This window comes from Nocardioides ochotonae, assembly GCF_011420305.2.
GTDB classification, from domain to species: Bacteria; Actinomycetota; Actinomycetes; order Propionibacteriales; family Nocardioidaceae; genus Nocardioides; species Nocardioides ochotonae.
This window is the reverse complement of sequence record NZ_CP061769.1, coordinates 3,333,855-3,358,157: the sequence shown is the minus strand read 5'-3', so window position 1 is coordinate 3,358,157 and position 24,303 is coordinate 3,333,855. Positions and strand designations below refer to the sequence as shown.

29 protein-coding genes and 1 tRNA gene are annotated in these 24,303 nt (G+C 73.8%); 25 read left to right on the top strand and 5 right to left on the bottom strand.

Annotated elements, in window-relative coordinates; translation table 11 throughout:
- Nucleotides 1-8 precede the first annotated feature (8 nt).
- Nucleotides 9-446, bottom strand: coding sequence for a CoA-binding protein (locus HBO46_RS16300; protein WP_166133551.1), 438 nt, complete (start codon nt 444-446; stop codon nt 9-11).
- 216 nt (nt 447-662) lie between these two features.
- Here HBO46_RS16300 and eno point away from each other — a divergent pair, with 216 nt between their 5' ends.
- From eno to HBO46_RS16235, 13 genes are all read left to right on the top strand, one after another.
- Nucleotides 663-1,940 (top strand): phosphopyruvate hydratase, encoded by a 1,278-nt coding sequence (gene eno, locus HBO46_RS16295; RefSeq protein ID WP_166133549.1) that lies wholly within the window; start codon nt 663-665, stop codon nt 1,938-1,940.
- Nucleotides 1,941-1,968: 28 nt separating this feature from the next.
- The gene (locus HBO46_RS16290) at nt 1,969-2,568 is read left to right on the top strand and encodes an FtsB family cell division protein (protein ID WP_166133547.1); all 600 of its coding nucleotides are present in this window, start codon (nt 1,969-1,971) and stop codon (nt 2,566-2,568) included.
- The gene (locus tag HBO46_RS16285) at nt 2,565-3,092 is read left to right on the top strand and encodes a DUF501 domain-containing protein (protein WP_166133546.1); all 528 of its coding nucleotides are present in this window, start codon (nt 2,565-2,567) and stop codon (nt 3,090-3,092) included. The genes HBO46_RS16290 and HBO46_RS16285 overlap by 4 nt, the downstream gene beginning before the upstream one ends.
- Entirely contained in the window at nt 3,085-4,023 is a 939-nt protein-coding gene (locus tag HBO46_RS16280) for a Ppx/GppA phosphatase family protein (protein WP_166133545.1), read from the top strand. The genes HBO46_RS16285 and HBO46_RS16280 overlap by 8 nt, the downstream gene beginning before the upstream one ends.
- Nucleotides 4,024-4,068: 45 nt before the next feature.
- On the top strand, nt 4,069-4,473 hold the full coding sequence (locus HBO46_RS16275; RefSeq protein WP_166133543.1) for a phage holin family protein: 405 nt from the start codon (nt 4,069-4,071) through the stop codon (nt 4,471-4,473).
- Nucleotides 4,470-4,793, top strand: coding sequence for a DUF3618 domain-containing protein (locus HBO46_RS16270; protein ID WP_166133542.1), 324 nt, complete (start codon nt 4,470-4,472; stop codon nt 4,791-4,793). The genes HBO46_RS16275 and HBO46_RS16270 overlap by 4 nt, the downstream gene beginning before the upstream one ends.
- 62 nt (nt 4,794-4,855) lie before the next feature.
- Nucleotides 4,856-5,149, top strand: a complete 294-nt coding sequence (locus HBO46_RS16265) for a hypothetical protein (protein WP_207950214.1) — start codon at nt 4,856-4,858, stop codon at nt 5,147-5,149.
- A 20-nt stretch (nt 5,150-5,169) separates the two neighbouring features.
- A complete protein-coding gene (locus tag HBO46_RS16260) occupies nt 5,170-6,042 on the top strand; it encodes a uracil-DNA glycosylase (protein WP_166133541.1) in 873 nt (290 codons plus the stop codon).
- Nucleotides 6,039-6,566 carry a glycine cleavage system protein R gene (locus HBO46_RS16255; protein ID WP_224769172.1) on the top strand — a complete coding sequence of 176 codons (528 nt, stop codon included), beginning with the start codon at nt 6,039-6,041 and terminating at the stop codon, nt 6,564-6,566. Before HBO46_RS16260 ends, HBO46_RS16255 begins: the two co-directional genes overlap by 4 nt.
- A complete protein-coding gene (def, locus tag HBO46_RS16250) occupies nt 6,563-7,141 on the top strand; it encodes a peptide deformylase (RefSeq protein ID WP_224769170.1) in 579 nt (192 codons plus the stop codon). Before HBO46_RS16255 ends, def begins: the two co-directional genes overlap by 4 nt.
- 76 nt (nt 7,142-7,217) lie before the next feature.
- A tRNA-Leu gene (locus HBO46_RS16245) sits at nt 7,218-7,291 on the top strand.
- A gap of 108 nt (nt 7,292-7,399) precedes the next feature.
- Nucleotides 7,400-7,675 (top strand): helix-turn-helix domain-containing protein, encoded by a 276-nt coding sequence (locus HBO46_RS16240; RefSeq protein WP_166133540.1) that lies wholly within the window; start codon nt 7,400-7,402, stop codon nt 7,673-7,675.
- Nucleotides 7,672-8,325, top strand: coding sequence for a class I SAM-dependent methyltransferase (locus HBO46_RS16235; RefSeq protein WP_166133538.1), 654 nt, complete (start codon nt 7,672-7,674; stop codon nt 8,323-8,325). Before HBO46_RS16240 ends, HBO46_RS16235 begins: the two co-directional genes overlap by 4 nt.
- A gap of 3 nt (nt 8,326-8,328) precedes the next feature.
- On the opposite strand, the gene HBO46_RS16230 is transcribed toward HBO46_RS16235, so the two are convergent.
- Nucleotides 8,329-10,452: an acyltransferase family protein gene (locus tag HBO46_RS16230; protein WP_166133536.1), complete on the bottom strand. Its 2,124-nt coding sequence runs from the start codon at nt 10,450-10,452 to the stop codon at nt 8,329-8,331.
- 209 nt (nt 10,453-10,661) lie between these two features.
- Here HBO46_RS16230 and HBO46_RS16225 point away from each other — a divergent pair, with 209 nt between their 5' ends.
- Nucleotides 10,662-11,507 carry a Bax inhibitor-1/YccA family protein gene (locus HBO46_RS16225; RefSeq protein WP_166136012.1) on the top strand — a complete coding sequence of 282 codons (846 nt, stop codon included), beginning with the start codon at nt 10,662-10,664 and terminating at the stop codon, nt 11,505-11,507.
- 69 nt (nt 11,508-11,576) lie between these two features.
- On the opposite strand, the gene HBO46_RS16220 is transcribed toward HBO46_RS16225, so the two are convergent.
- On the bottom strand, nt 11,577-12,626 hold the full coding sequence (locus HBO46_RS16220) for an SGNH/GDSL hydrolase family protein (protein WP_191480164.1): 1,050 nt from the start codon (nt 12,624-12,626) through the stop codon (nt 11,577-11,579).
- Nucleotides 12,627-12,706: 80 nt separating this feature from the next.
- On the opposite strand from HBO46_RS16220, the gene HBO46_RS16215 reads away from it, so the two are divergent.
- From HBO46_RS16215 to HBO46_RS16205, 3 genes are all read left to right on the top strand, one after another.
- The gene (locus tag HBO46_RS16215) at nt 12,707-14,098 is read left to right on the top strand and encodes a cystathionine beta-synthase (protein WP_166133534.1); all 1,392 of its coding nucleotides are present in this window, start codon (nt 12,707-12,709) and stop codon (nt 14,096-14,098) included.
- Between the two features lie 125 nt (nt 14,099-14,223).
- Nucleotides 14,224-14,688, top strand: coding sequence for a Zn-ribbon domain-containing OB-fold protein (locus HBO46_RS16210; protein ID WP_166133532.1), 465 nt, complete (start codon nt 14,224-14,226; stop codon nt 14,686-14,688).
- On the top strand, nt 14,640-15,878 hold the full coding sequence (locus HBO46_RS16205; protein WP_224769166.1) for a lipid-transfer protein: 1,239 nt from the start codon (nt 14,640-14,642) through the stop codon (nt 15,876-15,878). The genes HBO46_RS16210 and HBO46_RS16205 overlap by 49 nt, the downstream gene beginning before the upstream one ends.
- Before the next feature lie 160 nt (nt 15,879-16,038).
- Here HBO46_RS16205 and HBO46_RS16200 read toward each other — a convergent pair whose 3' ends face one another.
- Nucleotides 16,039-16,602 (bottom strand): TIGR03086 family metal-binding protein, encoded by a 564-nt coding sequence (locus tag HBO46_RS16200; protein WP_166133530.1) that lies wholly within the window; start codon nt 16,600-16,602, stop codon nt 16,039-16,041.
- A gap of 68 nt (nt 16,603-16,670) precedes the next feature.
- Nucleotides 16,671-17,045, bottom strand: a complete 375-nt coding sequence (locus tag HBO46_RS16195) for a YchJ family protein (RefSeq protein WP_166133528.1) — start codon at nt 17,043-17,045, stop codon at nt 16,671-16,673.
- A gap of 59 nt (nt 17,046-17,104) precedes the next feature.
- Here HBO46_RS16195 and HBO46_RS16190 point away from each other — a divergent pair, with 59 nt between their 5' ends.
- The 8 genes from HBO46_RS16190 to HBO46_RS16155 all read left to right on the top strand — a co-directional run bounded on the left by HBO46_RS16190 (nt 17,105) and on the right by HBO46_RS16155 (nt 24,295).
- Complete coding sequence (locus tag HBO46_RS16190; RefSeq protein WP_166133526.1) at nt 17,105-18,508, top strand: MoxR family ATPase; 1,404 nt, start codon at nt 17,105-17,107, stop codon at nt 18,506-18,508.
- 30 nt (nt 18,509-18,538) lie between these two features.
- A complete protein-coding gene (locus HBO46_RS16185) occupies nt 18,539-20,560 on the top strand; it encodes a vWA domain-containing protein (RefSeq protein WP_166133524.1) in 2,022 nt (673 codons plus the stop codon).
- Between the two features lie 22 nt (nt 20,561-20,582).
- Entirely contained in the window at nt 20,583-21,362 is a 780-nt protein-coding gene (locus tag HBO46_RS16180; protein ID WP_166133522.1) for a TSUP family transporter, read from the top strand.
- 7 nt (nt 21,363-21,369) lie between these two features.
- Nucleotides 21,370-22,017: a YigZ family protein gene (locus tag HBO46_RS16175; protein WP_166133520.1), complete on the top strand. Its 648-nt coding sequence runs from the start codon at nt 21,370-21,372 to the stop codon at nt 22,015-22,017.
- On the top strand, nt 22,014-22,397 hold the full coding sequence (locus HBO46_RS16170) for a pyridoxamine 5'-phosphate oxidase family protein (protein ID WP_166133518.1): 384 nt from the start codon (nt 22,014-22,016) through the stop codon (nt 22,395-22,397). Before HBO46_RS16175 ends, HBO46_RS16170 begins: the two co-directional genes overlap by 4 nt.
- Nucleotides 22,394-23,194 carry a VOC family protein gene (locus HBO46_RS16165; protein ID WP_166133517.1) on the top strand — a complete coding sequence of 267 codons (801 nt, stop codon included), beginning with the start codon at nt 22,394-22,396 and terminating at the stop codon, nt 23,192-23,194. Before HBO46_RS16170 ends, HBO46_RS16165 begins: the two co-directional genes overlap by 4 nt.
- Complete coding sequence (locus HBO46_RS16160) at nt 23,191-23,721, top strand: DinB family protein (RefSeq protein ID WP_166133515.1); 531 nt, start codon at nt 23,191-23,193, stop codon at nt 23,719-23,721. Before HBO46_RS16165 ends, HBO46_RS16160 begins: the two co-directional genes overlap by 4 nt.
- Nucleotides 23,722-23,800: 79 nt before the next feature.
- A complete protein-coding gene (locus HBO46_RS16155; protein ID WP_166133513.1) occupies nt 23,801-24,295 on the top strand; it encodes a DinB family protein in 495 nt (164 codons plus the stop codon).
- The last annotated feature ends 8 nt before the right edge of the window (nt 24,296-24,303 follow it).

The window sequence follows — 24,303 nt, the reverse complement described above, 5'->3', positions numbered from 1 at the left end:
ACCTCCCCTCAGGGGCGGCGCCACTCGATCGCGGGACAGGTGTCCATCACCATCGCCACCCCCGCCGCGGTGGTCCGCGCGAAGGCCGCGACGTCGAGCACGCCGAGCTGGAACCACACGCCCTTGGCGCCGACCTTCACGGCCTCGTCGGCGAACTGCCCGGCGGCCTCGGAGCGGCGGAACACGTCGACGACGTCGATCGGGAACGGGACGTCGGCCAGCGAGGCGTACCCCTGCTCGCCGAGCACCGTCGGGGCGCTGGGGTGGATCGGCACGATCCGCTTGCCGCGGGCCTGCAGCTGCGCGGCGATCTGGTACGCCGTGCGGGTGCGGTCGCCGGAGAGGCCGACCACCGCCCAGGTGGTGCAGTCCTCGAGCATGAACCTGATCGCCTCGGGGTCCTGCCAGGCCGGGGCGCCGTCGGTGCGCGGGGTGGTGGACGTCATGGTGAGGACGATAGCCACGAGCACGCCCCGAGCCGCCCCCGGCGTGACCCGCGCCCGGCCCCGCGGCGGCGGAGTCCCGCCGGGGCGCGGCCTGCGCGGATCGGGGCACCCGCACGACTAGGCTGGGCAGCGCATCCGCATCGATCCGACCCCGTCAGCCCGGCCGACCGGCCCGGTCGGCGGCCACCCCCAGGCAACCTCACCAGGAGCAGCACCTTGGCATCCATCGAAGCTGTCGGCGCCCGCGAGATCCTCGATTCGCGCGGCAACCCCACCGTCGAGGTCGAGGTCCTCCTCGACGACGGTGCGTTCGGACGCGCGGCCGTCCCCAGCGGCGCCTCGACCGGCGCCTTCGAGGCGGTCGAGCTCCGTGACGGCGGCGAGCGCTACCTCGGCAAGGGCGTGCTCAAGGCCGTCGACGCCGTCGTCCAGCAGATCGGTCCCGCGGTCGAGGGCCTCGACGCCGACGACCAGCGCCTCGTCGACCAGGCGATGCTCGACCTCGACGCGACGCCCAACAAGGCCTCGCTCGGCGCCAACGCGATCCTCGGCGTCTCGCTCGCCGTGGCCCGCGCGGCCTCGGAGTCGGCCGGCCTGCCGCTGTTCCGCTACGTCGGCGGCCCGAACGCCCACCTGCTCCCGGTCCCGATGATGAACATCCTCAACGGCGGTGCCCACGCGGACACCAACGTCGACATCCAGGAGTTCATGATCGCCCCGATCGGCCTGCCGACCTTCGGTGAGGCGCTGCGCTCGGGCGCGGAGGTCTACCACGCGCTCAAGTCGGTGCTGAAGAAGCGCGGCCTGGCCACCGGCGTCGGCGACGAGGGCGGCTTCGCCCCCGACCTCGCCTCGAACCGCGCCGCCCTGGACCTGATCGCCGAGGCGATCGAGTCCACCGGCCTCAAGGTGGGCACCGACATCGCGCTCGCCCTCGACGTGGCCGCCTCGGAGTTCTGCGAGAACGGCCTCTACACCTTCGAGGGCGCGCAGAAGAGCGCCGAGGAGATGACCGCCTACTACGCCGACCTGGTCGCGGCCTACCCGATCGTCTCGATCGAGGACCCGCTGGACGAGGACGACTGGGAGGGCTGGAAGGCGATCACCGACCAGCTCGGCTCGAAGACCCAGCTCGTCGGCGACGACCTGTTCGTCACCAACGTCGAGCGTCTCCAGCGCGGCATCAGCGGTGGCCAGGCCAACGCGCTGCTGGTGAAGGTCAACCAGATCGGCTCGCTGACCGAGACCCTCGACTCCGTCGAGCTCGCGCACCGCAACGGCTACCGCTCGATGATGAGCCACCGCTCCGGCGAGACCGAGGACACCACGATCGCCGACCTCGCGGTCGCGACCAACTGCGGCCAGATCAAGACCGGCGCCCCGGCGCGCTCGGAGCGGGTCGCGAAGTACAACCAGCTCCTGCGCATCGAGGACCAGCTCGGCGACGCGGCGCGGTACGCCGGCGCCGGCGCGTTCCCGCGCTACCAGGGCTGAGCCCACCCGACCGAGTAGGAAGCCACCCGTGGCCGACGATCGCCGACGCACCCGACGGGGAGCCAGCAGCAGCCCCCGCGCGCGCACCGGACCTGGACGCCCCGCGTCCGGGTCCGGGCGTGCCCGGACGTCGACGCCGCCGGCCGCGGGCGGCTCCTCCGGTCCTCGATCGCGGCTCACCGGACGCACCGCGGTGCTGGTCCTGGTGGTCGCCGTGCTCGCGGTCTCCTACGCCTCCTCGCTGCGCGCCTACCTCGACCAGCGCAGCCACCTGCAGGACCTCCAGGCCAAGATCGCCGACCGCCAGGCGGCCATCGACGACCTCGAGCGCGAGAAGCGCCGCTGGGAGGACCCGGCGTACGTCGAGCGCGAGGCACGCGAGCGGCTCGGCTACGTCAAGCCCGGCGAGATCCCCTACATCGTGCTCGACGAGGACGGCGAGCCGGTGGAGCCCCAGTCGACCCTGGGCGACCCCGACCGCAGCGTCCCGCAGACCCCGGAGGCCTGGTGGACCGGCGCCTGGGGCTCGGTCGAGGCCGCCGGACACCCCCCGCGCAACGGCGCCCCGCCCTCGGCGGAGATCGACGGCTCGCCCGACGGCGAGCAGAAGGAGAACCCCCAGCAGTGATCGACCCCGCAGACCGCGACGCCATCGCCGAGCAGCTCGGCCGGGAGCCGCGCGGGATCCACGCGATCGGTCACCGGTGCCCGTGCGGCAACCCCGACGTGGTGACGACCGAGCCGCGGCTGCCCAACGGCACGCCGTTCCCGACCACCTTCTACCTCACCTGCCCGCGTGCGGCCTCCAAGATCGGCACCCTGGAGGGCACCGGAGTGATGAAGGAGATGCAGGACCGGCTCGCGACCGACCCCGAGCTCGCCGCGGCGTACCGCGCGGCGCACGAGCGCTACCTGGAGTTCCGCAGCACCCTCGGCACGGTCCCGGAGATCGAGGGCATCTCCGCCGGCGGCATGCCCGACCGGGTCAAGTGCCTGCACGTGCTCGCCGGGCAGTCCCTCGCGATGGGACCGGGCGTCAACCCGCTGGGTGACGAGGTGCTCGACCGGCTCGGGGAGTGGTGGGCCGCGGGCCCGTGCGTCGGCGGCTGCGCCACCGACGACCCCGCTGCCGCGCCCGACGCCGATGAGTGACCCGGCGACCGGCCGGCTAGCCGGGCGCCCGACCGCAGCGGTCGACTGCGGCACCAACACCATCAAGCTGCTGATCAGCGACCCGACCGGCCCGCTGGCCCGCGAGGTGCGGATGGTGCGGCTGGGCCAGGGCGTCGACGCCACCGGCCGGCTCGCCGACGAGGCGCTCGAGCGGGCCTGGGCCGCCCTCGACGAGTACGCCGCGCTGATCACGGCCCACGGCGTACCGCCCCAGAACATCCGCTTCTGCGCCACCTCCGCCACCCGGGACGCCGCGAACGCCGACGTGTTCGCGGCCGGTGTGCGCGCCCGGCTCGGCGTCGACCCCGAGGTGCTCACCGGTCACGAGGAGGCCGCGCTGTCCTTCGCCGGCGCGGTCAGCGGCCTGCGGACGCCTCCCGTGCCGCCGGTGCTCGTCGTCGACATCGGCGGCGGCTCGACCGAGCTGATCCTCGGCGAGGACCACCCGCGCTACGGCCACTCGATGGACATCGGCTCGGTGCGCCAGCACGAGCGGCACCTGCACTCCGACCCGCCGACCGCGGCGGAGGTCGCGGCCTGCGTGGCCGACATCGAGGCCCACCTCGACGAGTGCCCGGTGCCGGCGGGCGAGGCGGCCACGGTGGTCGGGGTCGCCGGCACCATCATCAGCATCGCGGCCGGGGTGCTCGGGCTGGAGCGCTACGACCGCGACGCGATCGACCAGGCGCGGCTGCCGGTCGGCGAGGTCCACGCGATGGTCGACCGGCTGGTGGCGATGAGCGTCGCCGAGCGGCTGGCGCTGCCGTGGATGCACCCGGGCCGCGCGGACGTCATCGACGCCGGCGCGCTGGTGCTGTCGTGCGTGCTGCGGCGTACCTCCGTGACCGAGCTGGTGGTCTCGGAGGCCGACATCCTCGACGGCATCGCCCACTCGATCCTGCACCGCTAGCGCCCCCGGCGTTTGCCGGCCCCGGGGCTCGGGCACCGGTCGGCCATGACCGACCGGACCCCGAGCAGTTCCGAGGAGCCTCTGGGTGCCCTGGTGCACCGACTCACCGAACAGGTTCCGCAACTCATCCGCAGCGAGCTGCGACTGGCCCAGGCCGAGCTGGCCGAGAAGGGCAAGAAGGCCGGGCTCGGTCTCGGCGCCTTCGGCGCGGCCGGCCTGATCGCGCTCTACGGGCTCGGCGCGTTGATCGCCGGGTTCATCCTCCTCCTCGCCCTGGTGCTCCCGGCCTGGGCCTCGGCCCTGATCGTGGCCGGCGTGCTGTTCGTCATCGCGGCGATCGCCGCGGTCATCGGCCGGCGCGAGGTCCAGCAGGCCACCCCCGTGGCCCCCGAGCGCGCCGTCGCCGGGGTCAAGGAGGACGTGGCCACGATCAAGGGAGGCCACTCGTGAGTGGCGACCGACCCGCGCCCGGCACCGCCGTGCCCACCCCGGACCCCGCTCGGTCGGGTGCCACCCCGACCGGGTCCGAGCCCGAGAAGCCCGAGACGCCCCAGACGCCCGACGAGCTCGCGGCCGACGTGGCGCGCCAGCGCGAGCAGCTCGCCGAGACCGTCGAGCAGCTCCAGGAGCGTCTCGACGTCCGGTCCCGGATGAGCGACGCGATGACCACCGCCGACGGCTCGCTGCGTCCGGAGCTGATCGCCGCACTCGCTGCCGGGGTCGCCGCCGTGGTCGGCCTGGCCGTGCTGCGCTGGCGCCGATCGCGCTGAGCCCGCCGGCCGGCCCCCGACTGTCCTGTCCCATCGCACAACCCTCGAAGGAGAGATCATCCATGCTGAAGAAGCTCCCTCTGCTCATCGCCGCTGGTGCTGGCTACGTCCTCGGTGCGCGCGCCGGGCGTGAGCGCTACGAGCAGATCAAGGCCCAGGCGCAGAAGATCGGCGGAGACCCCCGGGTCCAGCAGGCCGCGCAGCAGGCCCAGGACGTCGTCAGCACCCAGGCCTCGGCCGCAGCCGGCGTGGCCAAGGAGAAGGCCGGGTCCGCGGCGCACGCCGCGGCCGACAAGGTCCGCAGCCACGACCAGAGCCCCGGGCAGACCCAGACCTCGGTGCCGCCGGCCCCGTGAGCCCGGCCGGGAGCACGCCGATGGGCGTGCCCCTGCCGCACCCGGCCACCGGCGAGCTGCACCCCTCGCCCGTGCCTGCCGGCACCGGTTGGCCGGGGGACCCCGCCCGACCCGAGACCCCGGTCGCGACCACCGCGGCCGGGGTCCGTCGTCTGGCCGCGGGCGCGCGTGCCAGGGGAGCCGGTCTGGGCGAGCTCGACGCGCGGGTGAGCGTGTGCCGCGCCTGCCCGCGGCTGGTGCGCTGGCGCGAGGACGTCGCCGTGCACAAGCGGGCGTCGTACGCCGACCAGCCGTACTGGGGACGCCCGATCCCGGGCTGGGGCCCGGCGGACGCGCGGATCCTGGTCGTGGGGCTCGCGCCCGCGGCCCAGGGCGGCAACCGCACGGGGCGGATCTTCACCGGCGACCGGTCCGGGGACTGGTTGTTCGCCAGCCTGCACCGCGTCGGCCTGGCCACCCGGGCGACCAGCGTGCACGCCGCGGACGGCCAGGCGCTGGTCGACACCCGGATGGTCGCCGCGGTGCGCTGCGCCCCGCCCCAGAACAAGCCCACGACCGAGGAGCGGCACACCTGCGCGCCGTGGCTGGACACCGAGCTCGCGCTGCTGGCCGGCACCGTGCGGGTCGCGGTGGCGCTCGGGGCGATCGGCTGGGCGGCCGCGCTGACGGCGTTCGGTGCTGCGGGGTGGAAGGTCCCGCGGCCGCGTCCGCGCTTCGGGCACGGCGCCGAGGCGCTGCTGCGGGGGAGCGGGGAGCACGGTCGCCACGACGTCCTGCTGCTCGGCAGCTACCACCCCAGCCAGCAGAACACCTTCACCGGGAGGCTCACCGAGGCCATGCTCGACGAGGTCCTGGGTCGAGCGGCGGAGGTGGCTGCGACAATGCCGCGGTGAGCACACCCACCCTGTACGCCGTCACCGTCCTGGGCCACGACCGCCCCGGCATCATCGCGGAGACCACCGGCCAGCTGGCCGGGCTGGGCCTCAACCTCGAGGACTCCACGATGACCCTGCTGCGCGGGCACTTCGCGATGATGCTGGTCTGCTCCGGCGACGTCGAGGCCGCCGCGATCGAGTCCGCGCTCGCGCCGCTCACCGCCGACGGCACCCTGACCGTGACCGTCCGCGAGGTCCCCGAGGAGAGCGTGTCCGCGGCCGCCGGCACCTCCTGGGTCCTGACCGTGCACGGCGGCGACCGCCCCGGCATCGTCTCCGGCGTCGTGTCCGAGGTGGCCGCGCTCGGTGGCAACATCACCGATCTCAGCACCCGGCTCTCGGGCAGCCTCTACCTCCTGGTCGCGGAGTTCGACGTGCCGGCCGGCACCGACCTCGACGCCCTCGAGACCTCGATCCGCACGGCGGCCACCGCCCTCGGAGTCGGCGCCACCCTGCGTCCCGCGGAGGCCGACGAGCTGTGAGCGTCACCCCCACCCCGGCCGCGCCGAGCGAGCGGCTGGCGGCCTGGACCGAGGACGAGCTGGGTGTCGAGGGACGGGTCCTGGAGGTCGTGCGCGTGCCCGACCCGGTGCTCTCCACCCCCGGCGCCGACGTCGACCCGACCGCGCCCGAGACGGTGCAGCTCGCCGCCGACCTGGTCGCGACGATGCGGGTCAGCCCCGGCTGTGTCGGGCTCGCCGCCCAGCAGGTCGGGGTCGCGGCCCGGGTCTTCTGCGTCGACGTCTCCGCCCACCCCAAGACCCGCGAGCACCACGGCACCTTCGTGCTGTGCAACGCCGAGGTCGTGGAGTCCAGCCGCAACGAGAAGGCCCGTGAGGGCTGCATGAGCGTCCCGGACTTCACCGGTGACGTGAAGCGCGCCTCGCGCCTGGTCGTCCGCGGCCAGCTGCCCGGCACCGGCGAGGAGGTCACCTTCTCGGCCAACGCCTTCGAGGCACGCTGCCTGCAGCACGAGCTCGACCACTGCGCGGGCTTCGTCTTCCTCGACCGGGTCGCCGGCGCGCACGCCATCCACCCCCGCAAGACCTACCTGTAGTCCCGCAGTGCTGGCCCGGGAGCGGGCCCGCGTCGTACCGTCTGCGAGCAGGCTGCGACGTCCGCTCACGGGCGTCGCCCCCGTATCCCAATCGGCAGAGGAAGCCGCCTTAAAAGCGGCGCAGTGTGGGTTCGAGTCCCACCGGGGGCACATGAGGGACACGCTCGGTGAGCCATCTGGTGAGCCATTCGAGGTGAACGCAGGACTGACCCGTCTCGCGCATGGGCACCAGCTGCCCGTCGAGAGGAGGCAGGGACAGTGGGCAAGCTCTACGACCTGATTCAGGCGCACATCGATGCGCAGCCCTACACCGTGAGCGAACGCCAGGTGGCGCGCAAGCTCGGCGTCACTCAGACAACGCTCGGTAACTGGCGCGCGCCGAAGAGGCTCATCGCCAAGGAGCACTTGGTCGCCATCTCGCGCCTCACCGGCGTCCGGTACTCCGGCGTGCTCGACGCGCTCCTCGACGACATCGGCTACCTGACCGAAGGTGACACGGCCGGGCCTACGGCGAGAGGAGAGCGGAGCACATGAGCGAGGAAGCACCGGACCGCTGGAGCGCTGAGTTCTGGGACGAGCGGTACGCCGCCTCCCAGCGGATCTGGTCCGGGCAGCCCAACGCCCGCCTGGTCGAGCACGCCGCCGACCTGGCGCCGGGCACGGCGCTCGACGTGGGGTGCGGCGAGGGCGCCGACGCGGTCTGGCTGGCCCGGCGGGGCTGGCAGGTCACCGGCGTCGACGTGTCCGGGGTGGCCCTGGAGCGGGCCGCGCAGCACGCCGCGGAGGAGGGGGTCGCCGAGCGGTGCACCTGGCGTCGGGTGGACCTGCTCGCCGGCGGCGACGAGGTGCCCGCCGCCGACCTGGTCACCGTGCACTTCCTGCACCTGCCCGAGCAGCACTTCGTGCGGGTGTACGCCGCGCTCGCGGCAGCGGTCCGCCCCGGCGGCACGCTGCTCGTCGGCGCGCACCACCCCGCGGACGCCGCCGCCGGGCTGCGCAACCCCGAGCTCGCCCGGCTGCTGTTCGGCCCCGAGCAGGTGACGGCGCTGCTGGACCCGGCGGACTGGGACGTGCGGGTCGCGGACGCACCCACCCGACGGGTGCGCGACGCCGAGGGCCGCGAGGCGGTCGCCACCGACACGGTCGTGGTGGCGGTGCGGCGAGGCGAGCCGTCCCCGGGCTGAGGCTCAGCCCGCGCGGAGCAGCGGGGCCAGGGACCGCGCGAGGTCCTCGGTGAGGGCCGCGGCGTACTGGGTGGTGAGGTGGCCGGTGTCGCGGTAGGGGATCGTCGAGCCGATCACCGCGGGGCACGAGCCGTCCCAGCACACCCACGGGGTGGGGTCGATGACCGGGACCCGGCGCTCCTGGGCCGAGGCGACGGACAGGTCGGCCATCCGGGTGGCGTGCGGGGTGGGGCTGAGCAGGCAGTCCCCGAGGTCGGGCCGTCCGGTGCTGAGGCAGACCTCGGGCGACTCGTCGAGCTCGGGGACGTCGCGCAGCAGCACGGTGCGACCCGCGATCGGCGCCAGCCGGTCGAAGAGCTCATCGAAGCCCGCGCGCACCAGCTGTTCGCGCTCGGCAGGGTCCTCGACCGGGCGGCCCTCGTGGAGCAGGGTCTCCGCGACGTTGGTGGCGACCACGACCACGTCGGGGCGCAGCTCGGCGATCTGCTCCAGCGCCCACTCGCGGAAGGCCGTGCACCCGGCGTACTCCGCCTGGGAGCCGACGGTCACCAGCGCGGCCGGGCAGCCGACCTTGACCAGGTAGTAGGTGCGCAGGTCGTGCTCGCGGGCGATCCGCTCGAACGCCGGCACCCACATGCGGCCGTGGGAGTTGCCGAGCACGACGACGGTCTTCTCCGGGGTGCCGGTGGTGCCGCGCGGGCAGAGCGGGAGCGCGTCGGTCTCATAGCTGCACCGTCCGAGGGCGGCGCGGTCCTCGCGGATGTCGAGCAGGTCGGGGGTCAGGTCGCTCGGCACCGCCTGGCCCTCCCGGGCGGCCAGCACCGAGGCCTTCACCAGCGCGACCGTCGGGTCCAGCTCCTCGGCCTCCTCGCCCAGGTCGGTGACCGTCACCGCCGGGTCGTTGCCGTGCTCGCCGGTGCGCCACTCGGCGTAGTCCTGGGCGGCGAAGGCGCTGGTGACGACCAGTCCCAGGGAGAGGGGGTAGAGCACGAGGCCGCGGTGCACCCGCAGCACGCGGGTGCGGCGGAACGGCGTCTCGACGAGGCGGTAGGTGAGGCCGGAGAGCACGAACGTCGCCGCGACCGCCGCGCCCACCTCCAGCGGCGTCAGGTCGCGGCCGAGGTAGCCGACGGGCAGCACCAGCAGCGGCCAGTGCCAGAGGTAGAGGGAGTAGGACCAGTCGCCGATCACCCGCATCGGCCACACGCCGAGCGCGCGGATCGGGAACGGCTCGCGCGGGTGGCCGCCGGCGCCCGCGACCAGCACCAGCAGCGCGCCGACGACCGGCAGCAGCGCGGCGGTGCCGGGGAACGGCGAGGTCTCGTCGTAGCGCAGGCAGGCCGCGGCGATGAAGCCCAGGCCGGTGACGCTCAGCAGCCCGCGCGCGGTCGCCGGCATGCGCGCGGCGAGGACCGGTGCGAGCGGGACCGCCAGGGCGCCGACCCCCAGCTCCCAGGCCCGCGCAGGCGTGGAGAAGTACGCCGCGGTGGGGTCGACCTCGGTGCGCCACACGCCGTAGGCGAAGGAGGCGGCGGTGAGGACGGCCAGCGTCACCATCACCACCTTGGCCGTGCGGGCCGGCGAGGGGTCCGCGGCGCCGCGGGTGAGACGGCGCGCGAGCAGCACGCAGGCCACCAGCACCAGCGGCCACACGAGGTAGAACTGCTCCTCGACCGCGAGCGACCAGTAGTGCTGCAGAGGTGAGGGCAGCTGGTCGCGAGCGAAGTAGTCGGTGCCGACCGAGGCGAAGCGGATGTTGGCGGCGAAGATCGTCGCCCAGACGGCGTCCTTGACCACCTCCAGCGCGTCGAGGGCGCTCAGCCACCACACCGACGCGCCCAGGGTCACCAGCGTGACGAAGGTGGCGGCGGGGAGGATGCGGCGCGCGCGGCGGGCGTAGAAGCCGCGCAGCGAGACGCCGCCGGTGCGGGTGACCTCGCGCAGCAGCAGCTGGGTGATCAAGAAGCCGGAGATCACGAAGAAGACGTCGACGCCGACGAAGCCCCCGGGCAGCTGGGAGAGACCCGCGTGCCCGGCGATCACCGTGAGCACGGCGATCGCGCGCAGCCCCTGCACGTCCGCACGGAACGGCGAGCGCGCGCCGGCCTCCGGGCGTGGCTGGGTCATCGGTCTCCTGGGTCTGGGGGCGCGGCGACATTACCAACGCGCACCCCCGGACCCGCGATCCGCACGACCCGGCCCCACCGACGCCCACGGACCTCGCGGGGCGGGAACGCGCGAGGCAGGTCATGCGTTGCACACGGTGAGGTCACTAGGCTGACCCCATGACCGTCAGGGCGGCGGTCATCACGCAGGCCTCCAAGGAGAGACCCCGAATGCAGAGCAACAACCCGGTGTTCCGTCGGTCGGAGGAGTTCAACCGCCCCGGCGCGAACGCCTACGGCACCCAGACCTACGCAGACCCCTCGACGTGGGGGACCGGAACCCCGGGTCAGGACCAGGGCCTCGGCTACGCGCCGGCCCCGACGTCCGAGGGCCGGATGACCATCGACACGGTGGTGCAGAAGACCGGCATGTCGCTCGGCATGGTGATCGTCTTCGCCGCGCTGACCTGGTTCCTCACCCCGAACCTCGAGGACTCGACCGTCGACCTCGGCCCGCTCATCGCGGCCGTCACGATCGGCAGCCTCGGCGCCTTCGCGCTCTCGATGGTCAACTCCTTCAAGCGCGTCATCAGCCCCGCGCTGGTGCTGGCGTTCTGCGCCCTCGAGGGTGTCGCCCTCGGTGGCCTCAGCAAGCTCTTCGACGCCAACTTCGGTGGTGGCATCGTCACCCAGGCCGTGCTCGGCACCTTCGCGGCCTTCGCGGGCACGCTCGCGGCGTACAAGGTCCTCAACATCAAGGTCGGCAACAAGTTCCGCACCTTCGTGACCGCCGCCGTCTTCGGCATGATCGGCCTCAGCGTCCTCGAGCTGGTGCTGGGCATGTTCGGCAACAGCTTCGGCATCCACGGCTTCGGCGGCATGGGCCTGCTCTTCGCCGTGGCCGGCCTGGTGCTCGGCGTGTTCATGCTGATCATGGACTTCGACTTCGTCGAGCAGGGCATCGCCAACGGGCTGCCCGAGCGCGAGTCGTGGCGCGCCGCGTTCGCGATGACCGTCAGCCTGGTCTGGATCTACACCAACCTGCTGCGCATCCTGGCGATCTTCAGCCAGGACTGAGCCTGCGCGCCTCGGCGCGAACGACGAGGGCCCCGGGAGCATCGCTCCCGGGGCCCTCGTGCGTGTGCGCTAGGAGCCGGCGGGGGTGGGCTCGCCGGACGGGCGACGGTCCTCGGGCTCGATCTGCTCGGGGCCCTCGCTGCTGGTCTGGGCGCGACGGCGGCGGTGGCGCATCTCCACCCACAGCCCGCGCACGCCGAGGCGGTGGCCGCCGACCTCGGTGCCGTCGAGCTCGGTACCGGGGTTGTTGACCGCCTGGACCGCTGCCTTGCTGATCGGCAGGATCGCCTCGCCGCGCATCGACTCGATGCGCTCCTCATCGTCCGGGATCACGCCGACCGCGGCGAGGATCGAGGGCAGCAGGATCCCGGCCGCGGCACGGTAGCCCTGGGCGGAGGGGTGGAAGCGGTCCGGGCCGAAGAGCAGGGCCGGCGCGGCAGCGAACTCCGGGCCCAGGATCGAGCCGATGGAGACGGTGCGCCCGCCCTCCTCGATCGCCGCGATCGTCTGGCCGGCGGCCAGCCGGCGCGACCAGGCGCGGGCGACCTGCTTGAGCGGGGGAGCGATCGGCTTGATGGTGCCGAGGTCGGGACAGGTGCCGACGACGACCTCGACGTCGGCGGCCCGCAGGCGGCGTACCGCCTCCTGGAGGTGGCGCACCGAGGCCGACGGCATCACGGTGTGGGTGACGTCGTTGCCGCCGATGAGGATCACCGCGACGTCGGGCTGGATCGGCAGCGCCTTGTCGACCTGCTCGGCGAGGTCGGAGGACTTGGCGCCGACGACCGCGAGGTCGCGCAGGTAGACGCGTCGATCCGCGTGCTCGGCCACGCCGCTGGCCAGCAGCGCCCCGGGGGTCTCCTCGACCCGCGCCACGCCGTACCCGGCGGCGCTGGAGTCACCGAGGACGACGAGCTTGACCGCGGGGGCGGGACGGCCGCGGCCGTACCAGCCGGTGGGGTCCGGGGGCGGGTCCTCGAGGAGCGGGCCGATCGCCTTGCGGGCCAGCTTGGCCTCGGCGGTCAGGACGCCGTACAGGGTGCCTCCGAGCATGGTCAGCCCGCCGCCGCCGTAGGCCGCAGCGGAAGCCAGCTTGCGTGCCGCTGCTGCCTTTCCCACGGATCGAGTCTACGGAGGACGACCGGCCGGTCGGGGGCAGGGTTTGCCCAACTGACGGTGACCCGCCCTAGATTGGCCGGATGCAGTACGTCGACTCGCTCCTGGACCTGATTGGCAACACTCCGCTGCTGCGCCTGCGCCGGACGCTGGACGGTCTCGCCGACCGTCCGGGGCCGATGGTGCTGGCCAAGGTGGAGTACCTCAACCCGGGCGGGTCGGTGAAGGACCGCATCGCCACCCGGATGATCGAGGCGGCGGAGGCCTCCGGGGCGCTGCAGCCCGGCGGCACCATCGTCGAGCCGACCTCGGGTAACACCGGCGTGGGGCTGGCGATGGCGGCCCAGGAGAAGGGCTACCACTGCATCTTCGTGTGCCCCGACAAGGTCAGCGAGGACAAGCGCAACGTGCTCAAGGCCTACGGCGCCGAGGTCGTCGTGTGCCCGACCGCCGTCGACCCCGAGCACCCGGACTCCTACTACAGCGTCTCGGACCGGCTGGCCTCCCAGCCCGGCGCGTGGAAGCCGGACCAGTACTCCAACCCGCACAACCCGCGCTCGCACTACGAGACCACCGGTCCGGAGATCTGGAAGCAGACCGAGGGGCGCATCACCCACTTCGTGACCGGCATGGGCACCGGCGGCACGATCAGCGGCGTCGGTCGCTACCTCAAGGAGCAGAACCCCGACATCCAGGTCGTCGGCGCGGACCCGGAGGGGTCGGTCTACTCCGGCGGCTCCGGGCGCCCCTACCTCGTCGAGGGCGTGGGTGAGGACTTCTGGCCCGACACCTACGACCGCGGGGTCGCCGACCGGGTCATCGAGGTCTCCGACGCCGACTCCTTCGCCTTCACCCGCCGCTTGGCCCGCGAGGAGGCGCTGCTGGTCGGCGGCTCCTCCGGCATGGCCGCCTTCGCCGCCGCCAAGCTGGCTCACGAGCTCGCCGAGCAGGGCCGCGAGGACGCCGTGATCGTGGTGCTGCTGCCGGACTCCGGGCGCGGCTACCTCACCAAGATCTTCAACGACGAGTGGCTCGGCCAGTACGGCTTCCCGACCGCCCAGGAGGCCGCCGTCCAGTCGGTTGGCGAGGTGCTGCGCGGCAAGGACGGGCGTCTGCCCGACCTCGTGCACACCCACCCCGGCGAGACCATCGCCGAGGCCGTCCAGATCCTCCAGGAGTACGGCGTCTCGCAGATGCCCGTCGTGCGCGCGGAGCCGCCGCTCGTCGCCGCCGAGGTCGCCGGCTCGGTCTCCGAGCGCGACCTGCTCGACGCGCTGTACGCCGGCCACGCCCGGCTCACCGACCGCGTCGACGAGCACATGTCCGACCCGCTGCCGACGATCGGCTCCACGGAGCCCGCGGAGGCCGCCGTACGACTGCTGGAGAAGGCGGACGCGGTGCTGGTCCACGAGGACGGCAAGCCGATCGGCGTGGTCACCCGCCACGACCTGCTCACCTTCCTCGCCCGCGGCTGAGCGGGGCCCGGGCCCCAGCCCAGCCCCGCCCGGGTCGCTCCGGCTCGGTGGGACGAGACCCGCGCGAGGACAGTGGCGCGTGCCATAGTCGGCACCCGTTGCAGTTGTCGAGGCTGAGGGGTCCCATGACGTCGTCATCGTCCACGCCGGTCATCGAGGGGTGGTTCACCACCGGCCCCGAGCCGCGGCTGATCGGGTCGCGGTGCACCGTCTGCACCACCGTCTACTTCCCGCCGGTGCCGGGCAACGAGGGCTACTGCCGCAACCCCGCGTGCGACGGCGAGGTCTTCGAGACCGCCGAGCTGTCGCGCCGGGGCCGGATCTGGTCCTACACCGACGCCCAGTACCAGCCGCCGGCGCCGTACATCGCGCCGAGCGACCCGTTCGTCCCGTTCGCGCTGGCGGCCGTCGAGCTGCCCGAGGGGCTCACCGTGCTGGGCCAGGTGGCCGAGGGCTACGGCGTCGACGACCTCACCGTGGGCGCCGAGGCCGAGCTGGTGGTCGAGACGCTGCACACCGACGACACCGGCGAGCGCACTGTGTGGCGCTGGAAGCCGGTCACCGAGCTGGGCGAGGAGGCCGACCAGTGAGCACCGACAACGCGGTCGTCGCCGGGGTGGGCATGCACCCCTGGGGCAAGTGGGGCCGCAACTTCGTGACCTACGGCGTGCACGCCGCCCGCGCGGCACTCGCCGACGCCGGGGTCCCGTGGACCGACGTCGACCTGGTCGTCGGCGGGGAGACCGTGCGCAACGGCTACGCCGGCTACGTCGCCGGCGCGACCTTCGCGCAGGCGCTCGGCTGGAACGGCGCCCGCGTCGCCACGTCGTACGCCGCGTGCGCGACGGGCGCCCAGGCCCTCGACACCGCCCGGACCCGCATCCTCGCGGGCCTGTGCGAGGTGGCGCTGGTCGTCGGCGCCGACACCACGCCGAAGGGCTTCCTGGCCCCCAACGCCGGCGAGCGCTGGGAGGACCCGGACTGGCTGCGGTTCCGGCTGCTCGGGATGACCAACCCCGCCTACTTCGCGCTCTACGCGCGCCGGCGCATCGACCTCTACGGCGCGACGCCCGCGGACTTCGCCCAGGTGAAGGTCAAGAACGCCCGCCACGGCCTGGACAACCCGAACGCCCGCTACCGCAAGGCCGTCAGCGTCGAGGACGTGCTGGGCAGTGCGGTCGTCTCGGACCCGCTGCACCTGCTCGACATCTGCGCGACCTCCGACGGCGCGGCCGCGGTGGTGCTGGTCAGCGCCGACTACGCGCGGCGCCACGGGCTCACCGACCCGGTCCGGCTGCGCGCGGTCTCGACCGTGACGCCGACGTTCCCCAACACCGTGATGGACATGCCCAACCTGTCCACGGACTCCACCGCGGCGACCGGCGCGGGGGAGCGGACCTTCAAGGAGTCGATCGCGCACGCGGCCTACGAGGAGGCCGGGCTCGGGCCCGAGGACGTCGACCTCGCGGAGGTCTACGACCTGTCCACCGCCCTGGAGTTGGACTGGATGGAGGACCTCGGGCTGTGCAAGCGCGGCGAGGCCGAGCAGCTGCTCCGTGCCGGGGAGACCACCATCGGCGGCCGAATCCCGGTCAACCCCTCCGGCGGCCTGGCCTGCTTCGGCGAGGCCGTCCCCGCCCAGGCTCTGGCGCAGGTCTGCGAGCTCACCTGGCAGCTGCGCGGCCAGGCGGAGGGCCGCCAGGTCGAGGGCGCCCGGGTCGGCATCACCGCCAACCAGGGTCTGTTCGGCCACGGCTCCTCGGTGATCCTCAGCCGCTGACGGTGTGCCTCCCGTGGCCCGGTTGAGTCGAGACTTCTGACGGTCGAGTCGAGACCTTTCACGGCCGAGTCGAGAGTTCTGACGTCCGAATCGGGGGTTGGCGCGCCATTGGCGCCGACTCGCGCCGCCATTGGCGCCGAGTCGCCGTCGTCCCCAGGTCTCAGTCGGGGCGGCGGCCCAGCAGCGCGGCGAGCCGGTCGGCGGCGGGTGCGGCGTCGTCGACCGGCTGCGGCGGTGCGAACGGGGTGCGGTCAGGGGGTAGCAGCGTCATGAGCCGGTGGCTGGCCGCCAAGGCGCGCTCGGCGACCTCCTCCGGCACGTCGAGCGGGTGGCCGGTGGCACGCGCGACGTCCCAGCCGTGGGTGAGCGTCTCGATCGTGCGCAGCTCGAGGACGGCGCGGGCCGGCAGGTGGCCGATGCCAGTGGGGAACTCGCCGGGCCCCGCGACGGCCAACGCGTCGCGCAGCGTCTCGCCGGCGGACTCCAGCACGTCGGGCAGCACCGCGTCGGGCATGTCGGCGACCTCCGCGGCGACCGCGGGCAGGTCGTAGGGCACCCCGGCCAGCGCCGTGGTGAACGCCTGCTCCCCGATGACGAGGTGGCGCACCACCGCGGCGACGTCCCACTCCTCGCATGGGGTCGCCCGCGACCAGTCCGACGCGTCCAGCCCCCTGGCCAGCCACGCGACGGCGCGGTGGGCGTGGGCGAGGTCCTCGAGGTCCATCTTCGGAGCATGGGCGCGACCCACGGTGGCCGCAAGGGGCCTCGGACACCCGGCAGGTTTGCTCCGGGTCAGCCGGGGTCAGTCAGGTCGCCGTCGACGTAGAGCCAGCGCCCGCGCCGCTGCTCGAAGCGGGAGCGCTCGTGCATCCGTCCCGGGCCTGCGGGGCTCTCCCACCTGGCCTCGAACTCCACCCAGTCCTCGCCGGCGCCGAGGATGCTCAGGCCGACCCAGTGGGTGCTGGGGTCGTGCGTGACGTCGGTGGGGCGGGTGCGGGGGTGCCAGGTGCGCCAGACGTACGCCGTGTCGCCGACGGCGTACGCCGCGTAGCGCGAGCGCATCAGCTCCTCGGCGGTCTCCGCCTGCGCGGCGCCGCGGTGCAGCCGCCCGCAGCAGGCGTCGTAGGGCTCACCGGATCCGCACGGGCACTCGCGTCGCAGCTGCACCGGGGAACCGTAACCGGCGCGACCCCCGGTGTGTGGCCCGCCGCAGTAGCGTGAGGAACGTGACTGCTGCCACTCCCGCCCCCGCCCCCGGCGCCGCCACCCTGGGTGAGCTGCGCGCCTCCGGCCACGTGCACAAGCCGCTGCGCACCGAGATCCGCGACAACCTGCTGGCCCGGCTGCGCGCCGGCGAGGACCCGTGGCCGGGCCTGCACGGCTTCGACGACACCGTCATCCCGCAGCTCGAGCGGGCCCTGATCGCCGGCCACGACATCGTGCTGCTCGGCGAGCGCGGCCAGGGCAAGACCCGGCTGCTGCGCACCATGGTCGGTCTGCTCGACGAGTGGACGCCGGTGATCGCCGACTCCGAGCTCGCCGAGCACCCCTTCGAACCCATCACCCACGTCTCCCGGCTCCGTGCCGCCGAGCTCGGCGACGGCCTGCCGATCACCTGGCGCCACCGCGACGAGCGCTACGCCGAGAAGCTCGCCACCCCCGACACCTCGGTGGCCGACCTGATCGGCGACGTCGACCCGATGAAGGTCGCCGAGGGCCGCACCCTGGGCGACCCCGAGACGATCCACTTCGGGCTGATCCCGCGCAGCCACCGCGGCATCGTCGCGATCAACGAGCTGCCGGACCTCGCCGAGCGGATCCAGGTCGCGATGCTCAACGTGATGGAGGAGCGCGACATCCAGATCCGCGGCTACGTGCTGCGCCTGCCGCTCGACGTCCTCGTCGTGGCCAGCGCCAACCCCGAGGACTACACCAACCGCGGGCGCATCATCACCCCGCTCAAGGACCGCTTCGGCGCCGAGATCCGCACCCACTACCCCCGCGAGCTGGACGCCGAGGTCGCCGTGGTGCGCCAGGAGGCCGATCTGGTCGCCGAGGTGCCCGACTACCTCGTGGAGATCCTGGCCCGCTTCACCCGCAACCTGCGCGACTCCAGCGCGGTCGACCAGCGCTCGGGCGTGAGCGCCCGCTTCGCGATCGCCGGAGCCGAGACGGTCGCTGCGTCCGCCCTGCACCGCGCCGCCTCGCAGGGCGAGGAGGACCCGGTCGCCCGTGTCGTCGACCTGGAGACGGCCGTGTCGGTGCTGGGCGGCAAGATCGAGTTCGAGAGCGGCGAGGAGGGGCGAGAGGACGAGGTGCTCACCCACCTGCTGCGCACCGCGACCGCCGAGACGGTGCGCCAGCACCTGCGCGGGCTCGACCTCGGGCTGCTCGTCGAGGCGATCGAGGCCGGCGCGATGATCACCACCGGCGAGCAGGTGACCGCCCGCGACTTCCTCACCGGGCTGCCCGTGCTCGGCGAGTCCGAGCTGTACGACGAGATCTGCGAGCGCCTCGGCGCCACCAGCGACGGGGCGCGTGCGAGCGCGATCGAGCTGGCCCTGGAGGGGCTCTACCTGGCCCGCAAGGTCGGCAAGGACACCGACGGCGCGGAGACCGTCTATGGCTGAGACCCGCGCGCACCCGGACCGGGAGGCACGATGAGCAGGGACCGCACCCGCTTCAAGCGCTACGACGGCGGCGACCCGCTCGCGCCGCCGGTCGACCTCGGCGAGGCCCTCGACGCCATCGGCGAGGACGTGATGGCCGGCTACAGCCCGGAGCGGGCGATGAGCGAGTTCCTGCGCCGCGGCGGGCAGGACCAGCGCGGCCTCGACGACCTCGCCCGCCAAGTGGCCCGCAAGCGCCAGGAGCTGCTCTCGCGCCACGACCTCGACGGCACCATGCGCGAGGTGCAGGAGCTGCTGGACAAGGCGGTGCTCGAGGAGCGCAAGCAGCTGGCGCGCGACGCGATGATGGACGACGCGGACCGCGCGGTGCGCGAGATGCAGCTGGCCAACCTGCCGCCGAGCCCGGCGGCCGCCGTCAGCGAGCTCTCGTCGTACGACTGGCAGAGCCGCGAGGCCCGCGAGGACTTCGAGAAGATCAAGGACCTGCTCGGACGCGAGCTGCTCGACCAGCGCTTCGCCGGCATGAAGCAGGCCCTGGAAGGGGCCACCGCGGAGGACCGGGCGGCCGTCGAGGAGATGCTCGGCGACCTCAACGACCTGCTCGAGAAGCGCCAGCAGGGGATCGACACCCCGCAGGACTTCGAGTCGTTCATGGACAAGCACGGCGACTTCTTCCCCGAGAACCCCCACGACCTCGACGAGCTGCTCGACACCCTGGCCGAGCGCTCGGCGGCCGCCCAGCGGATGCTGAACTCGATGACCCCCGAGCAGCGCGAGGAGCTCATGGAGCTCTCCGCGCAGGCGTTCGGGTCCCCGCAGCTGATGGAGTCGCTGAACCGCCTCGACGCCAACCTGCAGTCGCTGCGGCCCGGCGAGGACTGGACCGGCTCGGAGCAGATGGGCGGGGAGGAGGGCCTCGGGCTCGGCGACGGCACCGGCGTCTTCCAGGACCTGGCGGAGCTCGACGGGCTGTCCGAGCAGCTCTCGCAGTCCTACGGCGGCGCGCGGATGGACGACCTGGATCTCGACGCGCTGGCCCGTCAGCTCGGCGAGCAGGCCGCGGTCGACGCGCGCACGCTCCAGCGCCTGGAGAAGGCGCTGCGCGAGCAGGGCACGATGCGCCGCGACTCCACCGGCCAGCTCCAGCTGACGCCCAAGGCGATGCGCCAGCTCGGCAAGGCGCTGCTGCGCGACGTCGCGCAGCGCCTGTCCGGGCGCCAGGGCCAGCGCGAGCTGCAGCAGGCCGGCGCCGCGGGGGAGCGCTCCGGGGCCACCCGCGAGTGGGCCTTCGGCGACACCGAGCCGTGGGACATCCCGCGCACCATCCTCAACAGCGTCCGCCGACGCGCCGCCGACGGCGGGTCCTCGCGGCTGCTGGAGATCGGCGACGTGGAGGTGCAGGAGACCGAGGCCCGCACCCAGGCCTGCGTCGCGCTGCTGGTCGACACCTCGTTCTCGATGGCGATGGACGGGCGCTGGGTGCCGATGAAGCGCACCGCGCTCGCGCTGCACACCCTGATCCGGTCCCGGTTCCGCGGCGACGACCTCCAGCTGATCGGCTTCGGCCGCCACGCCGAGGTGATGGAGATCGAGGAGCTCACCGGCCTCGACGCCATGTGGGACAAGGGCACCAACCTGCACCACGCGCTGCTGCTCGCCAACCGTCACTTCCGCAAGCACCCGAACGCCCAGCCGGTGCTGCTGATCGTCACCGACGGCGAGCCGACCTCCCACCTCGAGCCGGACGGCGAGGTGTTCTTCAGCTACCCGCCGCACCCGCTCACGGTCGCCTACGCGGTCCGCGAGCTCGACAACGCCCGGCGCCTGGGGGCGCAGACGACGTTCTTCCGCCTCGGCGAGGACCCCGGCCTCGCCCGGTTCGTGGACTCGATGGCGCAGCGGGCCGAGGGACGGGTGGTCGCACCCGAGCTCGACGACCTCGGCGCCGCGGTCGTGGGGTCCTACCTGGGCAGCCGGGCGCGCGGCGGTCGCTCGGGCGCCGACGCCCCGGCGTGGGGTGGCCAGTTCGGGCGAGGTTTCTGGGTCGACTGAGCGCGGCCCTAGGATCACGCCGGTGGACGACCCCAGCCTGACCGTGCTCGTCCTGCTCGCCCTGGCTGCGGTGAGCGCCGGCTTCGTCGACGCCGTCGTGGGCGGCGGTGGGCTGATCCAGCTCCCGGCGATCCTGCTGGGCCTGCCCGGCGCCAGCCCCGTGCAGGTGCTGGCGACCAACAAGCTCGCGTCGTTCTGCGGCACCTCGGTGAGCGCCGCGACGTACTACCGCCGGGTGAAGCCGGACCCCCGCACCTTCGGGCCGCTGATGGCGCTGGCCTTCGTGGGCTCCGTGGGCGGGGCGTTCGTGGCCTCGCAGATCCCGAAGTCCGCCTTCGAGCCGATCGTGCTCGTCGTGCTCGTGGTGGTCGGCGCGTGGGTGCTCCTGCGCCCGTCGCTGGGGCAGGCGACCGCGCTGCGCTTCACCGGCCAGCGGCACCTGCGGGTGGCGATGCTGGTCGGGCTGGCCGTCGGGTTCTACGACGGCGCGATGGGGCCGGGCACGGGCAGCTTCTTCACGATCGCGCTGGTCGGGCTGATGGGCTACGGCTTCCTCGAGGCCTCGGCCAAGACCAAGCTCGCCAACTGGGCCACCAACCTGGCGGCGCTGTGCGTGTTCGTCCCCCAGGGCGCGGTGATGTGGAAGGTCGGGCTGGTGCTCGGCGCGGCCAACCTGGTCGGCGGCTACCTGGGCGCGCGCACCGCCGTGGCCCGCGGCGCGGGCTTCATCCGGGTGTTCTTCGTGATCGTCGTGGCGGCCTTCGCGATCCGCATCGGCGGCGGCCTGGTGGGGATCTGGTGAGCAGGCGATGACCGGCTACCTCACCATCGCCCGGGACGCGGAGGCCGAGATCGAGGTCAAGCGCTCGCGGTTCCTGTGCACCCTGGAGCGCGTCGAGGACGAGGCCGCGGCGCGTGCGGTGGTGGAGCGGCTGCGCCGCGCGCACTGGGACGCGCGGCACCACTGCTCCGCCTTCGTCCTCGGTCCGCCACCGGTCCCGGTCGAGCGCTCCAGTGACGACGGCGAGCCGGCGGGCACCGCGGGCGCCCCGATGCTGGAGGTGCTGCGGGGCTGGGAGGGCAGCGGGGTCAGCGACGTGGTCGCGGTGGTGACCCGCTGGTTCGGCGGCACCCTGCTCGGCGCCGGTGGGCTGGTGCGCGCCTACGGCGACGCGGTGCGCGCCGGGCTGGCCGCGAGCGGGACGGTGCGGCGCCTGCTGGTCCGCGAGCTGCTGGTGGAGGTCGGGCACGCCGACGCGGGCCGGGTCGAGACCGAGCTGCGGCACCGCGGGGTGGCCGTGCTGGACGCGACGTACGCCGCGGCGGTGACGCTGCGCCTCGGGGTCCGGCCCGAGGAGGAGGCCGCGCTGCACGCGCTGCTCGCCGAGCTGAGCGCCGGCACGGCTCTCGCGGTCCCTGCCGGAGAGAGCTGGGTCGACGTACCCTCGGGCTCATGAGCATCCCCGTCGACCTGGCCGACCTCGAGCGCACCCTCGCCGACTTCGGGCCGGGCTACCTGCTCACCACGACCGACGGTGTCGTCCGGGCGGTCAGCGCGGAGCCGCGGGTGGTCGACGGGGTCCTGGTGGTCTCCGACGCGGGGCGACGCACCAGCGCCAACATCGCCGCCAACCCCACGGTCACGCTGCTGTTCGCGCCGCGGGAGGAGCGCGGCTACTCGCTGCTCGTCGACGGCACCGCCACCGTCGACGGCGAGACGGCCCGGGTGACGCCGCGCTCGGCGGTCCTGCACCGCCCGCGTCGGTACGCCGACGGCGAGGGCGCCCCGCACGCCCCGCACGACGGCTGCGGGGCCGACTGCCGGCCGGTGGGATGAGCACCGGCGCGGGGACCGAGCCGCTGCGTCCGACCTGGGCGACGGCGTTCCTCGACCTCGCGCCCGGAGCCGCCGAGCGGGTGCTGCCGTTCTGGTGCGCCGTCACCGGCTACGCGCTGTCGCCGTGGCGTGGTGAGCGCGCGGAGTTCGCGACCCTGCTGCCCCCGGACGGTGCCGACGACCACCTCTGCGTGCAGCGCCTCGGCCGGCTGGACACCGCCGCGGCGCGTCTCCACCTCGACCTCACCGTCGCCGCGCCGGGGGAGGACGTCGGACCGGCGGCCGTCCGGGCGGTGGCGCTGGGCGCCCGGGTGCAGGCTCGCCCCGAGGACGACTTCGTCGTGCTGTCCTCGCCCGGCGGCTTCGTGTTCTGCCTGGTGCGCCACCCCGGGGCCCGGCCCGCCGTGCCGGCGACCTGGCCGGGCGGGCACCGCTCGGTGGTCGACCAGGTCTGCCTGGACGTCCCGCTGGACCTCTGGGACGCGGAGTCCGCGTTCTGGGCCGCGCTCACCGGGTGGGAGCTGCACGAGAGCGATCCGGAGTTCCGCCACCTGGTGCGTCCCGCGGGGTTCCCGCTCCGGTTGCTGCTCCAGCTCCTCGACGACCCGGCGCCCGCGGTGCGCGCGCACCTCGACCTGGCCACCGACGACCGGGCGGCGGAGGTGGCGCGCCACGAGGCCCTCGGCGCGCGGGTGCTCGCCACCCGTGAGCAGTGGACGGTGCTCGCCGACCCGGGCGCCACGGCGTACTGCATCACCGACCGCACGCCCGCCGACTCGTCCGAGGAGATCCGATGAGCAACCCCACCGACCCGGCGGAGCGGACCAGGCCGCCGATGTCCGCCGACGAGCGCACGATGCTGCGGGCCTTCCTCACCTTCCAGCGTCAGACGCTGCGGGCCAAGGCGAGCGGCCTGACCGCGGAGCAGGTGCGGGCCACGCTGTCGCCGTCCTCGCTCACCCTGGCGGGGCTGCTCAAGCACATGGCGTTCGTCGAGGACATGTGGTTCGGACAGGTGCTGCGCGGGGAGCCGCCGCAGCCGCCGTGGGACGCCGTCGACTGGGCGGCGGACCGGGACTGGGAGTTCCACACCGCGGCCGGGGACCCGCCCGGGGACGTGTTCGCGCTGTTCGACCGGGCCGTCGCCAGGACCGACGAGATCCTGGCCGCGGAGGCGGACCTGGACGCGGTCGCCGCGGTGGCGCGCCACGGCCGCCGGCCCAGCCTGCGCTGGATCCTGCTGCACATGATCGAGGAGTACGCCCGGCACGTCGGCCACGCGGACCTGATCCGCGAGTCGATCGACGGCCGGACCGGCGTCTGAGGCTGCGGGCGTCGGCGTCCGGCTCACCGCGGCGGAAAATCAGGGTGCGGCGGCCGGCCGGGGCGCTAGCGTCGCCGCCATGGACCTCGCCACCGACGAGCGCACGATGCTGCTCGCCTTCCTCGACCAGCACCGCGACCTGTTCCGGCGCCGGTGCGCCGGGCTCACCACGGCGCAGCTGGACACCCCGTTACCGCCCTCGGACATGACTCTCGGCGGGATGATCAAGCACCTCGCCTACGTCGAGAGCTGGTGGACCGCAGCGGTCCTGCTCGGTCGCGAGCAGCCCGAGCCGTGGCTCTCGGTGGACTGGGACGCCGACGAGGACTGGGACTGGCACAGCGCCGCCGACGACACCCCCGAGCAGCTGCGCGAGCTCTACGAGGCGGAGGTGGCCGCCGCCGACGCGATCATCGCCGGAGCGGCGCTCGACGACCTCGCGGTGCGGCCCCGCGGTCGCGACGGGCAGCACGCCAGCCTGCGCTGGATCCTGGTGCACCTGATCGAGGAGTACGCCCAGCACAACGGGCACGCCGACCTGATCCGCGAGTCGCTGGACGGGCAGACCGGATGAGCGGGCGG

Excerpts from the sequence above, each read along its gene's own strand:
- HBO46_RS16260 (WP_166133541.1), top strand. The coding sequence starts at position 5,170 with ATGGGCGTGCCCCTGCCGCACCCGGCCACCGGCGAGCTGCACCCCTCG.
- HBO46_RS16275 (WP_166133543.1), top strand. The coding sequence starts at position 4,069 with ATGACCGACCGGACCCCGAGCAGTTCCGAGGAGCCTCTGGGTGCCCTG.
- HBO46_RS16185 (WP_166133524.1), top strand. The coding sequence starts at position 18,539 with ATGAGCAGGGACCGCACCCGCTTCAAGCGCTACGACGGCGGCGACCCG.
- HBO46_RS16155 (WP_166133513.1), top strand. The coding sequence starts at position 23,801 with ATGGACCTCGCCACCGACGAGCGCACGATGCTGCTCGCCTTCCTCGAC.
- HBO46_RS16300 (WP_166133551.1), bottom strand. The coding sequence starts at position 446 with ATGACGTCCACCACCCCGCGCACCGACGGCGCCCCGGCCTGGCAGGAC.
- HBO46_RS16175 (WP_166133520.1), top strand. The coding sequence starts at position 21,370 with ATGACCGGCTACCTCACCATCGCCCGGGACGCGGAGGCCGAGATCGAG.
- HBO46_RS16170 (WP_166133518.1), top strand. The coding sequence starts at position 22,014 with ATGAGCATCCCCGTCGACCTGGCCGACCTCGAGCGCACCCTCGCCGAC.
- HBO46_RS16200 (WP_166133530.1), bottom strand. The coding sequence starts at position 16,602 with ATGGACCTCGAGGACCTCGCCCACGCCCACCGCGCCGTCGCGTGGCTG.
- HBO46_RS16265 (WP_207950214.1), top strand. The coding sequence starts at position 4,856 with ATGCTGAAGAAGCTCCCTCTGCTCATCGCCGCTGGTGCTGGCTACGTC.
- HBO46_RS16160 (WP_166133515.1), top strand. The coding sequence starts at position 23,191 with ATGAGCAACCCCACCGACCCGGCGGAGCGGACCAGGCCGCCGATGTCC.
- HBO46_RS16215 (WP_166133534.1), top strand. The coding sequence starts at position 12,707 with ATGCAGTACGTCGACTCGCTCCTGGACCTGATTGGCAACACTCCGCTG.
- HBO46_RS16165 (WP_166133517.1), top strand. The coding sequence starts at position 22,394 with ATGAGCACCGGCGCGGGGACCGAGCCGCTGCGTCCGACCTGGGCGACG.
- HBO46_RS16210 (WP_166133532.1), top strand. The coding sequence starts at position 14,224 with ATGACGTCGTCATCGTCCACGCCGGTCATCGAGGGGTGGTTCACCACC.
- HBO46_RS16230 (WP_166133536.1), bottom strand. The coding sequence starts at position 10,452 with ATGACCCAGCCACGCCCGGAGGCCGGCGCGCGCTCGCCGTTCCGTGCG.
- HBO46_RS16225 (WP_166136012.1), top strand. The coding sequence starts at position 10,662 with ATGCAGAGCAACAACCCGGTGTTCCGTCGGTCGGAGGAGTTCAACCGC.
- HBO46_RS16280 (WP_166133545.1), top strand. The coding sequence starts at position 3,085 with ATGAGTGACCCGGCGACCGGCCGGCTAGCCGGGCGCCCGACCGCAGCG.
- HBO46_RS16235 (WP_166133538.1), top strand. The coding sequence starts at position 7,672 with ATGAGCGAGGAAGCACCGGACCGCTGGAGCGCTGAGTTCTGGGACGAG.